This is a genomic window from Caballeronia sp. (genome assembly GCF_028292365.1).
GTDB lineage: Bacteria > Pseudomonadota > Gammaproteobacteria > Burkholderiales > Burkholderiaceae > Caballeronia.
In genome coordinates, this window is record NZ_JAQGMM010000065.1 from 1 (window position 1) to 12,694 (window position 12,694).

At 59.8% G+C, this 12,694-nt stretch carries 9 protein-coding genes and 1 pseudogene; 3 read left to right on the top strand and 7 right to left on the bottom strand.

Annotation, left to right across the window (positions count from 1 at the left end):
* The coding region (locus tag JWR14_RS03860) for a hypothetical protein (protein WP_299701630.1) at positions 1-263 on the bottom strand (263 nt) is incomplete at its 3' end.
* Between JWR14_RS03860 and JWR14_RS03865 the strand changes: the two genes are divergently transcribed.
* Both JWR14_RS03865 and JWR14_RS03870 read left to right on the top strand, forming a co-directional pair.
* Positions 262-1,677 carry a DUF308 domain-containing protein gene (locus JWR14_RS03865; RefSeq protein WP_299701633.1) on the top strand — a complete coding sequence of 472 codons (1,416 nt, stop codon included), beginning with the start codon at positions 262-264 and terminating at the stop codon, positions 1,675-1,677. The genes JWR14_RS03860 and JWR14_RS03865 overlap by 2 nt on opposite strands.
* Positions 1,678-1,724: 47 nt before the next feature.
* Positions 1,725-2,339 carry an amidase family protein gene (locus JWR14_RS03870; RefSeq protein ID WP_299701636.1) on the top strand — a complete coding sequence of 205 codons (615 nt, stop codon included), beginning with the start codon at positions 1,725-1,727 and terminating at the stop codon, positions 2,337-2,339.
* A 129-nt stretch (positions 2,340-2,468) separates the two neighbouring features.
* On the opposite strand, the gene JWR14_RS03875 is transcribed toward JWR14_RS03870, so the two are convergent.
* The 4 genes from JWR14_RS03875 to JWR14_RS03890 form a co-directional block, all read right to left on the bottom strand.
* The gene (locus JWR14_RS03875) at positions 2,469-3,767 is read right to left on the bottom strand and encodes an L-fuconate dehydratase (RefSeq protein ID WP_299701639.1); all 1,299 of its coding nucleotides are present in this window, start codon (positions 3,765-3,767) and stop codon (positions 2,469-2,471) included.
* A gap of 91 nt (positions 3,768-3,858) precedes the next feature.
* The gene (locus tag JWR14_RS03880; protein WP_299701642.1) at positions 3,859-4,800 is read right to left on the bottom strand and encodes an ABC transporter substrate-binding protein; all 942 of its coding nucleotides are present in this window, start codon (positions 4,798-4,800) and stop codon (positions 3,859-3,861) included.
* Positions 4,801-4,924: 124 nt separating this feature from the next.
* Positions 4,925-5,950, bottom strand: a complete 1,026-nt coding sequence (locus tag JWR14_RS03885; protein ID WP_299701645.1) for an ABC transporter permease — start codon at positions 5,948-5,950, stop codon at positions 4,925-4,927.
* A 24-nt stretch (positions 5,951-5,974) separates the two neighbouring features.
* The gene (locus JWR14_RS03890) at positions 5,975-7,486 is read right to left on the bottom strand and encodes a sugar ABC transporter ATP-binding protein (protein ID WP_299701648.1); all 1,512 of its coding nucleotides are present in this window, start codon (positions 7,484-7,486) and stop codon (positions 5,975-5,977) included.
* A 712-nt stretch (positions 7,487-8,198) separates the two neighbouring features.
* On the opposite strand from JWR14_RS03890, the gene JWR14_RS03895 reads away from it, so the two are divergent.
* Positions 8,199-10,400: a TonB-dependent siderophore receptor gene (locus JWR14_RS03895; RefSeq protein ID WP_299701651.1), complete on the top strand. Its 2,202-nt coding sequence runs from the start codon at positions 8,199-8,201 to the stop codon at positions 10,398-10,400.
* Between the two features lie 105 nt (positions 10,401-10,505).
* Here JWR14_RS03895 and JWR14_RS03900 read toward each other — a convergent pair whose 3' ends face one another.
* Both JWR14_RS03900 and JWR14_RS03905 read right to left on the bottom strand, forming a co-directional pair.
* Positions 10,506-10,991: an ASCH domain-containing protein gene (locus JWR14_RS03900; protein WP_299701654.1), complete on the bottom strand. Its 486-nt coding sequence runs from the start codon at positions 10,989-10,991 to the stop codon at positions 10,506-10,508.
* 259 nt (positions 10,992-11,250) lie between these two features.
* A pseudogene (locus JWR14_RS03905) lies at positions 11,251-12,397 on the bottom strand (epoxide hydrolase family protein).
* Positions 12,398-12,694 lie beyond the last annotated feature (297 nt).

Sequence of the window (12,694 nt, forward strand, 5' to 3'; positions counted from 1 at the left end):
AACCGATTCTCCGCGATCTGACGGGCGGTGTCGAACGCCTGCAATTGGCCAGGCTTTGTTCGATAACGAAGTTCCGCACCCGGCCCGACTCGATCGTTCGCTTGATAGCGATTGAACGGCGGTTCAGCTACGACTTTCGATCGTCCCCTGATGGCTTGAGGAAGGTCATCGCCGGATTTCGGCGCACCACACGGCGAGTGTCGCGCTGCTATATTTAGACAATCCGCGCCGCCCGGTGCCGCCCCCTCACGGAGGTTCTTCATGGTTCGACTCGTCATGATCCTTCTCGGCGTCGACTATCTGCGCACACGATGGAAGGCGCTGATGGCGGCGGGATGGCTCAGCGTCGCGCTGGGCGTCGAAGTGTTCATCGACATGATGGACGGCTCGCTCTACTTTCCGCTCAAGCCGTTCGCTTTCCTGCTGCTGCTCGAAGGCCTCTCGACGCTGGCCGTCGCGTGGACCGGCATGGGCGGGCAGCGCAAGCTGCGCTACGTGAAGGGTTCGGCCTTCACGCTGGCAGCCACATTGATCCTGATCGGCACGCTGCACGCCAACTTTATCCTCGCGATGATCTTCGGTACGCTTTTCTTCGCCGACGGTGTACTGCAGATCATTTCCGCCAGAATCGTGCGGTTCCGGCGCTGGCGTCTCGCCATCGCGGGTGGCGTGTTCGAGATGGTGGTGGCGTTCATCTTCTACTTGCCCTATCCCGTGCAGTACGCGGGGACGATTCCATACTGCGTGTCGCTCGGCCTGCTGTTCAGCGGCTGGAACATGATCCTGCTCGCCATGCGCGTGCGCCGGATGGAGCACAACCCCGCGGTGGCGGATGCCGTGCCGACGCCTGCCGCCGCGCCCGAAACGAAACTGGCCGGTGCGAGCGTAACGGAATGGGACGGCCCGCCATCGGACGACGAACGCGCTCTCACCATTCACGTCTGGATGCCGGCCGCCACCGCCAAGGCCGAGGCGCAGCCACGTGCGATCGTGAACCGCTATATCGCGGCCGTCGACCGGAACGGCGCGATATCCACCGGCCACGCGGCGCTGGAGTCGCCTGAAGGTATCTATATCAGCCTGTATCCCGGCACGGAAATCGATCGCTCGCCAGAGGAATTCGGGCGCATGCTGCGTGCGACTCGGGAGAACGACATTCCGGGTGTCTTCCAGCCAGACTACCGGACCGAGGCGAACGCGTGGTGCGAGTCGACCGTCAAGGTGCGTATCCGCAACTATGATCCGGAGCGCTTGCAACGGTTTTGGGGGGCGTATCGGCAGGACACGACCTATAACCTGACGTATCGCAATTGCTCGAGCACAGTGGCGCGCGCGCTCGAAGCGGCGATCGAAGGTGCGTCGGCGCGGGTGTGGGCAAAGTCCGGCGGCTGGAAACCGCTGGTGCGGGTGATGTCGACGCCCGAATTGTGGGTCGCCGCTCAGGTGCGCAAACGCGCGGCAACGATGGCATGGACGCCCGGCTTGACCCTCGACTACGCCCGCGCGCTCAGCATGCTCGCCGATCCGAGGCCGCTCGGCTGGGTCAAGATGGCGCGACTCGCGCTCAAGACGATGGTTCGCTCGCGTCGCCGCTGGCAGGCCGAGGAGGCCGGACAGGTGAATGTGTCGGACCTCGGTGAGACGCCGGCGCAAGGCGCCACGCGTACGAAAGCCTGACGAGAACAGCGACGCAGGGGTCGGGGCCTCGCCGGACCGAGGGTTGGTTGGTCGAGCCCGGCTTCGGGCCGATCGACGCTGAGGTAGCCGCAACCGTGCAGGCGGCGGCAGAAGCCCTTCACGGCGCCGGTTGCCTTGTGGAGCCTGTGCGTATCCCGGCGCTCGAGCGGGACAATAGCCTTGATGTTTTCAATCGGCTGCACGTCATGGAAATGAAGCCCGCTTTCGCGGAAGCGACTGCTGGCCACGAAAGCGAGATGTTCAAGATATCCAAGGGCATGCTTGCGACGCCCGATACGACCATGCGCGATTTCATCCTCGCCGAGCAGGCTGCGGAGCGGCTGAGGGACGGCTTCGCCGACTATTTCCAGCGCTATGACGCGCTTCTTTGCCCTGTGCTGCCTATTCCCGCACATGCACATGGGTTGTCGGAAATCGTCATCAACGGCCAGTCCGTGTCCGCCGTGCAGATCCAGGGCGCCACAGTGCCGTTCAATGTGACCGGACTTCCGGGGTTGTCGATCAGGTTCGGCACGAGCCGGGACGGTCTGCCGATCGGCGTGCAACTGGTATCGAGCTGGTTGGCTGAGTCTACGATCCTGTACCTCGCGTCGAAACTGGAGGCGGTGAGCCCGGTTCGCGACCTTCATCCGAACATCTAGCCGGTAACGCGACCGGTTGGTGTTCCTTCGAACGCCCAACAACGCGGTGAGCTGCTGAAAGGCGCCGCGGCCGTTCACTCGTGCGGGACGAGTGAACAGGCCCGTGGCTAAAGACGATCCCCAAGCGTCTCAGACCCGCCAGGCCGGACCGTCAGGAAAGTCATATTGACCGAGCGACGCCGCGTGCATTTCGATGCTATACCCCGGCCGCTGCGGCGGCATGTATCGGCCGTTTCGAATCACAACCGGATCGACAAAATGCTCATGTAGATGATCGACATACTCGAGCACCCGGTTTTCCAGCGACGCCGACACGCAGATATAGTCGAACAGCGAAATGTGCTGGACGTACTCGCACAAACCAACGCCACCCGCGTGCGGGCACACGGGCACGCCAAATTTGGCGGCCATCAGCAGCACGATGATCACCTCGTTCAGCCCGCCCAGGCGGCAGCTATCGACCTGACAGAAGTCGATTGCCTGCGCCTGCAGCAACTGCTTGAACATCACCCGGTTCTGGCAATGCTCGCCCGTCGCGACGCCAATGGGGCGAATCCGCTGGCGGATGGTCGCGTGGCCGAGAACGTCGTCGGGGCTCGTGGGTTCCTCGATCCACCACGGATCAAATTCCGCCAGACGCCGCATGTTCGAGACGGCTTCATCGACTTCCCACACCTGGTTCGCATCCATCATCAGCTTGCGGTCTTCGCCAATTTCTTCGCGCAGGATGCGAGCCCGGCGCATATCTTCCTCGATATTGCCGCCCACCTTCTGCTTGAAGTGCGTCCATCCTTGCGCCACGCCTTCACGGGCGAGCCGGCGGATCTTGTCGTCGTCGTAGCCGAGCCAGCCGGCTGAGGTTGTGTAGGCAGGATAGCCGTGCGCCAGCATCTCTTTCTCGCGCTCGCCCCGGGTCTTTGCATGGCGGTGCAGGATGGCGATGGCTTCATTCGGCGTGATTGCATCGGTGACATAGCGGAAATCGAGGCAGCGCACGAGCGCTTCGGGGCTCATGTCGACAAGCAGTTTCCACACCGGTTTGCCTTCCGATTTGGCCCACAGGTCCCAGGCCGCGTTCACCACGGCCGCCGTCGCCAGATGAATCGCCCCCTTGTCCGGGCCGATCCAGCGTAGTTGGCTATCCGACGTCAGCGCGCGCCAGAACGCGCCCATGTTCGCGGCAATGTCCTCAAGCGTCTTGCCGACAACAAGGGGGCTAAGCGCCTTTACCGCACTCACGCAAATCTCGTTGCCGCGCCCGATGGTGAAGGTGAGGCCATGGCCTGTGAGCCCCGTCGGGGAATCGGTTTCGAGCGTCACGTAGGTGGCGGAGTAATCCGGTGCGGCGTTCATCGCATCGGAGCCGTCGAGTGAACGCGAGGTCGGAAACCGGATGTCCCGGACGGACAGCTTGGTGATCGTGGGCATCTGACTATCTCCTCAATGAACAACAAGGGCCGTGGTGCCGGCCAAGCGCCGCGACCCTTCTTCCGCTCTCGTCGCGCCTTAAGAGCGACGGTTAATCGTAGAGAACAGCTGAGATCTTAGGATCGTTGATATTGCTCTTGTCGTACCAGTAGAAGCCCGTATCGACCTTCTTGGGCAGCGTCTCGCCCTTCAGCGCCTTCACCGCAGAGTCGACGACACATTTGCCGATGCCGATCGGGTTCTGCGTAATGGCGCCGTACATCAGGCCGGAATTGATGTCTTCCTTTTGCTCCTTGCCGGAGTCATAGCCAATCAGGACGAGCTTCTTGCCCGACTCCTTGACCCCGATCGCGGCACCCGCCGCCGAGCCTTCATTCGAGCCGAAAATGCCCTTGAGGTTGGGATTGGCCTGGATCATCGTCTTGGCGATTTCCGCCGATTTCAAATGGTCGCCGCCGCCATACTGGACCGAGACGATCTTGATGTTCGGATGTTTTGATTTCATCTCATTGAGGAAGCCATCGCGGCGATCAACGCCGGTGCGGCTGGTCTGGTCGTGCACGATCAGGCCGACCTCGCCGGAATTGCCGACCGCTTCGGCCATCTTGTCAGCGGCGAGCGCGGCCGCGGCAACGTTGTCCGTCGCGCAAGTGGTAAGCGGAATGTCGCTGTCGACGCCAGAGTCGAAGGCAATCACCGGTATCTTGTTGGACTGCGCGCGCTTCAGGAGCGGAATGGCCGCTTTGCTATCGAGCGCGGCAATGCCGAGCGCCTGAGGTTTCTTCGCGAGCGCGGCCGAGAGCATGTCGATCTGCTTGTCGACCATGGCCTCGGTCTCCGGACCTTCGAACGAGATCCGGACGTTCTGCGCTTTCGCCGACTGTTCTGCGCCGGCTTTGACGGCCTGCCAGAACTGGTGCTGGAAGCCTTTCGAAATGAGCGGAATATAAGGTTCGTCCGCGCGCACCACACTGGTCGCGCCAATGAGCGCGCCAACGCCGACTACGACACCGATCAGTCTTCTTTTCAACATGGTGGTTCTCCTCCTAAGGTGGGCCACTAACCTTCAGCCGTTGGGGGAGCCTTGGCGCTCCCTTTTCTTGATTTCTTGATTTCTTGCTTTTGTCCCGTGCAGCGTCAGCTTTAATTCGCTTCAGTCAGCCTTTCTTGCGCCGCAAAATATCGGCATAGACCGCGAGAATGATGATGAGACCAGTCACCACGATCTGCCATTCCTGAGCGACCGACATGATGCGCAGTCCATTGGTCAGCACGCTCATAATGAAGGCGCCGATGATCGTCCCCAGGATCGTCCCCGACCCGCCGCTGAGCGAGGTTCCACCGATCACCACGGCGGCTATCGCTTCGAGTTCGTAACCTTGACCGAGTGCCGGCTGCGCCGAATTCAGGCGCGACGCGATAAGCAGGCCGGCGATGCCGCAGATTGCACCGCTCAGGCCATAGATGGCGATCTTCCACCTGTCGACATTCACCCCGGAAAGGCGCACCGCTTCTTCGTTGCTGCCGAGTGCAAAGGTGTAGCGGCCAAGCGCCGTACGGTTAAGCGTGATCGAGCTCACGACCGCCAGGAAAAACAGGATCAGCACCGCGTTCGGAATGGGCAGGCTCGGGATCAAATAGCCGATCAGCGAATCCTGGGAGATCCTGTAGAAGTTTTCGGTGTCGGAGAAATAGATAGGCTTGTCCGCGGATACAACGAGCGAGAGTCCTTTCAGCAGCAGCATCATGCCCAACGTGGCAATGAAGGGCGGTATCTTCATTTTCGCCGTGAGGGTGCCCGAAATGGTCCCGCATAGCGCGCCCGTGGCGATTGCAGCGATCACACCGATCGACATCGGCAAATGCCAATAGGTCAGGAATACGCCGCAAATAACGGCCGTGAAGGTCATCAACGTGCCGACGGACAAGTCGATGCCGCCCGTGATAATGACAAATGTGCAGGCGATCGCCAGAACGCCGTTGACCGCAGTCGCCTGCAGGATCCCGAGCATGTTGTCCATCTGCATGAAAGCGGGCGAGGCGAAGCTGAAAAACGCCAGCAGCAGGACGAGGCTCCCGAAAGCGAGCAGCTTTTGCAAGGCGGTCGGCGAGAAGAGGCGGGCTCTCAGGGCGGACGCCCGTCCCTGATTACCCAGCGCCGAAGTATCCGATGGCAGTGTCATAAAACGGACCGCTCCTCTAAAGACTTATGCCGCTTTCAAGGTTTCACGCTGCGTCGCCAATTGCATGATGCGCTCCTGCGTCGCCTCCGTGGCTGAGAGTTCGCCGGTAATGCGACCCTCGCACATCACGACAATGCGGTCGCTCATGCGCAGGACTTCCGGCAGTTCAGATGAAATCATCACGATCGCCTTGCCCTGGTCCGCAAGCGAGCGCAGCAGCTTGTAGATTTCGCTCTTGGCGCCGACGTCGATGCCGCGCGTCGGTTCGTCGAAGAAGAGCACGTCGCAGTCTCGCTCAAGCCATTTGGCGATGACAATTTTCTGCTGATTGCCGCCCGACAGGAGCCGCACTTCCTGCGTCGCGGAGGGCGTGCGAATGGCGAGCAGATTGATGAAGTGGGCCGCTGTCCGGCGTATCTGGTTGCGGCGCAAGAAAACGTTGAACGACAGGAATTTGCCCAGGTTGGACATCACAATGTTTGATTCGACGTCCATTCCCGTCGCAAGACCGAAGCGCTTGCGGTCTTCCGAGAGATAGCCAATACCGCGCGCTACCGCGTCGGCCGGCGTCCTGATCGTCGCCTTTGCGCCTTTCACGACAATTTCGCCCGATTCGATCGGATCGGCGCCGAACACCGCGCGGGCGACCTCGGTTCGACCGGCACCCATCAGCCCGGCAAAGCCCAATATCTCGCCTTTGCGCAGCACGAAGCTCACGTCCCTGACGAGCGGGCCGGCGTTCAGATTTTTAACTTCTAGAGCGATCTCGCCTGCGCCTGCGACGCTCTGGGAAGGCGCGGCATCCGTCAAAGCTCGTCCGACCATCATGCCGATGATCGATTCGACACTAGTGTCGCGAGCGGTGACGGTGGCTACATATTCCCCGTCACGCAACACGGTGACGCGGTCGGAAATCTGCTTCAGCTCGTCCATCTTGTGCGAGATATAGATGATGCCCACGCCCCGGTTCTTGAGCTCCCGGATGATGCGAAAGAGCTCGGCGATCTCGGCGTCGTTGAGCGCCGAGGTGGGTTCGTCCATGATCAGGACACGCGAATCGAAGGACAGGGCCTTGGCGATCTCGACCATCTGCTGACTGGCGACGGTGAGGGTGCCGACAAGGGCACGCGGGTCGAGATTCACATGCATGCGGGCAATAATGTTGCCCGCTTGCGCGTTGAGCTTCTCTTCGTCGAGGAACAGGCCGAGGCGTCCGCGCGGCTCCCGGCCGATAAACATATTCTGGGCGACGCTCAGATGGTTCATCAACTGCAGTTCCTGATGGATGATGCAGACGCCCATGGCCTGCGCCTCGCGCGGACTTGCGAAGTTGACGGGCTGGCCGTCGCAGAGGATTTCGCCGGAATCCCGGGTGTACACGCCGGCCAGGATTTTCATCAGCGTCGACTTGCCGGCGCCGTTCTCGCCCATGACCGTGTGGACTTCACCTGCCACGAGTTCGAACTGGATTTCGTGAAGCGCCCGAACGCCGGGAAAGCTCTTGCTGAGCCTTTTGACGGAAATGAGCGGGGTCATGGAGCGGATTTGATGACAATTTCGCGAAGGCCGCGGGCCCCATCGCGAGAAGCGGGTTGAAACACCGCTGGGCGTTGATACGCCGGGCGTAGCTGGGTCTTGCGCTGAAAATCGCGGCTGAAATTGCCTGTGAAATCGCAACGAGAAGCCAGACGCATTGCTAAGCCCCCAAACCGATGTGCCACGATTCTACGACGCCGGACGGCAGCGGCTCAACGGTAGGCATTCCCTAGTGTCTGACGTAAAAGGGTCTCGCGCCGCACTTTCACCCCCAGGAGGCGCTGTCGGTCGTGCGAGTACCCGTCGAGCCAGTCTGTTCGTCGAACACCAGATCAAGGCAGTCCTAAGCATCGAATTCGCAAAGGTGGCGACGTCGCCGGAACGTGGATAAGCCGACGGATGCGATCGAAGAACCTCAATCAATTCAAGTCCCCGACGAACTGGGCCGGCTTAAGCCGCATACCGGCGACCGAAAAACACCGATCGAAGCCGTTTACCTAATAACAACGCTAATCCATTGCCGTGACGTCGCACTTCGTTCGAACGCATCGCCTCTGAACTTTTTTGCATCGTTCCGCGGCGGTCCCGGAATAAATATGAATCGAGATCCGTTTAGCAGTGCATTCCGGAATGCTAATGCGAATGATTGACATTGGCATATGCGTAAACCAAGTAATGATCGTAATTAAAACAGAGGAGATATGTAAATATTATGAAAGTGAATCACAGGTACTTGAGAACCGGATTACTCCTTCTGGCTGGCGTTGCGCAAATCGACCGTGCCATCGCCCAGCAGGTTCAAGACGCCTCTCAACCAGCAACCTTGCCGCCAATTCAGGTTCATGGCGCCGCGCTGTCAAGCTACAGTCCTTTTAGCGGCGACGACACCGTCAACGACCCGAAGCAGGTAAGCGCGGCCAGCAAGACCGGCACAAAACTGGAGGACCTGCCGTCCAACGCGCAGGTCATTCCGCGCGCGGTGCTTTCGCAGCAGGGCGCGACCATGCTGCGCGAAGGCTTGAACAACGCGAGCGGCGTCAACGTAGGCGGCCAGGACACGAAGGGCTATTACGATCACTTCCTGATCCGCGGCCTGAATGCCCAGATCTACAGCGATGGCTACTCCGATGGAGACCTTCTCGGCGGCATCTCGCACTCGCTCAATGGTGTCCAGCGCGTTGAAGTCCTGGAAGGGCCCGGGTCTGCTCTCTTCGGCAGTGGGCCGCCTGGAGGGACGATCAACATCGTGCACTACACGCCTTCACCGGAATTGCACTATGGAACAAGCGTGCAAGCCGGGTCGTTCGGAACCGTCTCGAACAACGACTACATCACAGGCCCGACGGGCATTGCGGGTCTCAATTATCGGGTCGATGCCACCTTCTCGCACTCGGACGGGTTTCGCGACCTGAGCAGTCACGACTATGAGGTGAGACCCGCGCTGCAATGGCAACTGGATAACCACACGGTGGATTTCGCGCTGGACCTGCGCGAGATCCATGAAACCCCGGATTCTTATGGACTGATCTATCTGAACGGCACGCCCATTAGCAACGTGTCGAACGACGCGAAATACTCCACGCCCTTTGCCTTCGCTCACGGAAACTACGTTCGTCCGACGCTCTCAGATAAGTGGCGGATCAATGACATTCTCACCATCAACAATCGATTCTCATACCTGCATCGATCGCTCGACGTGCTGGGCAACGGCGACAGTACAAGCACGAAAGTGAGCAATGGCGAAGTAGTAGGGCGTCAATTGCGTCAGCAGGATGATTCGGACAACACCTTCGACTACCAGTTCGAGCCGGTCTGGCGCTTTGGAACCGGCAGCGTTGCTCACACGTTGCTGACCGGCTTCGAGTACCAGCACCAGACGATCGACACGAAGCGCTCCACCGCTGACCTTCCGAACATTGCCGATGCGTTCGCGCCGGTTCCACCGGAAACCTCCGTCGGCAACCTGACATTCCTGTGCGACGCGAAGCACTCCTGCGACGACGACCATCTCACCGCGAACTACTACAGCATTTACGCTACCGACCAGATCGATGTCACGGACAAGTTCAAGGTTCGCGCGGGGGTACGCAAGGATTGGTGGGACACGTCGTTGACGCCGCTCATCTCCGTGCCTGGGCGCTTCGGGACCGGAGGGCAGCCGCTCCTCGCTGGCGTCACGGACACCCGCGATGATGCCCCGGTGAGCTGGAATATTGGGGCGCTATATAAACTGCTGCCGTGGATGTCTCCGTACGTCGGTGTATCTAAGAGCCATCTCGCCAACTTCAACTCCGAAAATACCCAGAACGGCATTGGCGCGCCCGAGTCCGCGCTGCAGTATGAGGCGGGCATCAAGTTCGCGTTCCTCGACGATCGCCTGATTCTCAACACTGCCCTCTTCGATGTTTCGCGAGACAACGTCGCCACGCTTGTCACCCTCAACGGCGCGGAATCCGTTGTGTTCGACAGCCAGAAGACGAAAGGCGGCGAGGTCTCGCTGGATGCCGCCATCACCGACCGCTGGCATGTGTCGGCGAACGTGACGGCCCAGCACGCGGTCATAACCGACAATCCCCAGGGCATCACGTCGGTGGGCAATCATCCGCAGGGCGCCCCCGCGTATATGGCAAACCTGTGGACTACGTATGATTTTTCAATTGCCGGCATTCCCGGGTTCCACGTGGGTGCGGGGCTGAACTATCTGGGCAAGAGCTATAGCGATATCACCAACGTCAATTCGATCCCTTCCTACGTGATCGCGAATGCCGCCTTCGGCTTTGAGGCGCGACATTGGGGTGTGGACCTTAACGTGCACAACATCACGGACCGTCGATATTTCATTGCCGCTAACGCCGCAGGTGCGTATGTCGGTCAACCGCTGAGCGCCTTCGTCACCGTTCATTCGGATTTTTAGTCTGACGGTACATCGGACTTGCAACACTCATGAATGGCCGTTTGCTTCGCCCAAAGCGAACGGCTCTTTGCAGTGGGGCTGCTGCCTGCCGGCAATTGGCAGGTGTCAACGGCCAGCCTTTGACTTGAACGGGCTCAATACATGAAGCACGTCGAACGTCTCGCACACGAGAGGCATAGATTCATCCACTACCCGGCCGATCCGAAGGCACTCGTCAGAGAAGAAACGCCAGTGCTCCGTCTGCCAATACGATAGGGAACGATCCCCTTCGCCTTCACTCGCCGCAAACTCGGCGGACACGCGCGCAAACGGAACGATCTCTACAGTCGCTGTTCGCCGAACCAGCGCAGGTCGACCATGCCAATCAAGAACAATTTCGATGTCTCCGGCTTTCGGCAAAGCGTCGCCTTCGAATTTCCACGACCACAGCAGACTGGAGGTCGCTCGCTTAATGCCGCCTGCGATGAGCAAGATGAGCGCATTTGACAGCGCTTCGGAATCGCCAAAACTGCCAGTCCGAACGTCGCCATCCGGCAGGGAGATACTCTGTTCATGCAATTCATCGACAAGCTGCTTGATGATCGAGTTCATACCTTCACAGTTTAAAGTCGCGCTGCCGGAACTACGACTTAGCAGTGAATCGCCAAGCCTGATGGGCCATGAGAAAGCGATTGTAGGCGATGCACGGCACTGCGCTATGACTGCTCGTGGTCGGGCGCCGTCTATGCGTATGGCTGGTTCATTCTCCGGCGGCAAAGCAGACCTTCGTTTTCCCAGCGAAAGCGGATCGATGCTACGGGCCAGGTGGTCATCGATCCGGCGATCAGACAGGCCAAGTGATAAGAATATCTTAGCGCAAAGTCTTGAACGCAGTCCTAAGCTCTTCCGCGAAAATCTGAGGCTGTTCCCATGCGGCGAAGTGACCGCCCTTGTTCACTTCGTTGAAGTAAATCAGGTTGTGGTAGCTGCGCTCAGTCCAGCTACGGGGCGCCTGGTAAATCTCGCCCGGAAACACCGTGACCGCGGCCGGGATCGAGATATCGACCGCATTGAAATTGTTCGCGTTATTTTCCCAATAGAGCTGTGCCGCGGATGTCGACGTGTTCGTCAGCCAGTAGAGCGTGATGTCGTCGAGCATCTCATCTTTGGTCAGCGAGCGCTCGGGATCTCCGCCGCTGTAGGTCCAGTCCGCGAATTTATCGTACATCCATGCAGCTTGTCCCACAGGCGAGTCGGCGAGCGCATAGCCGATCGTCTGCGGTCGCGTGACCATCATGGCGGCGTATCCGCCGCCGCGCGTGTAGAGATTGTCGAGCGACTTGTACGCGGCCCGTTCCTTGGCGGAGAGTCCGGCGGGCGGCGGACTGCCTGCCTGCAGTGACTTCGCGATGGCCGGCGGAACTGTCGCGGGCATGTTGACGTGGATGCCAAGCAGGCCAGGCGGCTTCTGCGCGGCCATCTTGTCGGCGATCACGGAGCCCCAGTCACCGCCTTGCGCGACATAGTGCTGGTATCCAAGGCGGCGCATCAATTCTTCCCACGCACGCGCAATGTGGTCGGGCGTCCATTGCGTGTTGACGGGCTTGCCGGAGAAGCCGTAACCCGGCATCGACGGCAGCACGAGGTCGAAGGAATCCTCCGCACGTCCGCCATTGGCGACAGGATCGGTCAGCGGTCCAATGACCTTGAGCTCCTCGAATACGGAGCCGGGCCATCCATGCGTCATGATCAGCGGCAATGCGTTCGGGTTGCGCGAGTGCACCCAGATGAAGTGGATGTCAACGCCATCGATCGCCGACGGTCTCCTTGTCGGGCCACCGCGTCGCCGCGATGCGTGCGCGCAGGTCGGCGAGTTGGGCATCGGAGAAGTGGGCGTGAAATGGACGAATCGACGTGTCCCCGGCGGCGTTCGACGGAGACGGATTGTCGGCAAATGCGGGCGGTGTATAGACGACCGGCGAGGCGAGAGCGAGACTCAGCCCGATCGCGCCAAACATACGGAGACAGAGCCTCCGGATTGATGATACGGAATTCATGATCGAGTATCCAATGCAATGGTTATACGAAGAATCGGCGAGGAATCGGATTGACAAGAAGTGGCGAACACGGATCTTCGAATGGTAGGCTCGCATTTCATAATTTCGGATTCCTGATACTAAACGTGGGGCGAATTTCGATGTTCTCGAAAGAGCGTGCTTTTTCGATGGATTCCATTCGAAGGCAACTGCCACGCCACCTTTTATCGGCGTGAGCGAACGGAGGCGCTCGCGCTGCAGCCCATGAGAAGGATTGCC

What these genes read in the sequence shown, in the direction of transcription:
- JWR14_RS03865 (WP_299701633.1), top strand. Translation starts at nt 262, where the DNA reads ATGGTTCGACTCGTCATGATCCTTCTCGGCGTCGACTATCTGCGCACA.
- JWR14_RS03875 (WP_299701639.1), bottom strand. Translation starts at nt 3,767, where the DNA reads ATGCCCACGATCACCAAGCTGTCCGTCCGGGACATCCGGTTTCCGACC.
- JWR14_RS03880 (WP_299701642.1), bottom strand. Translation starts at nt 4,800, where the DNA reads ATGTTGAAAAGAAGACTGATCGGTGTCGTAGTCGGCGTTGGCGCGCTC.
- JWR14_RS03885 (WP_299701645.1), bottom strand. Translation starts at nt 5,950, where the DNA reads ATGACACTGCCATCGGATACTTCGGCGCTGGGTAATCAGGGACGGGCG.
- JWR14_RS03890 (WP_299701648.1), bottom strand. Translation starts at nt 7,486, where the DNA reads ATGACCCCGCTCATTTCCGTCAAAAGGCTCAGCAAGAGCTTTCCCGGC.
- JWR14_RS03895 (WP_299701651.1), top strand. Translation starts at nt 8,199, where the DNA reads ATGAAAGTGAATCACAGGTACTTGAGAACCGGATTACTCCTTCTGGCT.
- JWR14_RS03900 (WP_299701654.1), bottom strand. Translation starts at nt 10,991, where the DNA reads ATGAACTCGATCATCAAGCAGCTTGTCGATGAATTGCATGAACAGAGT.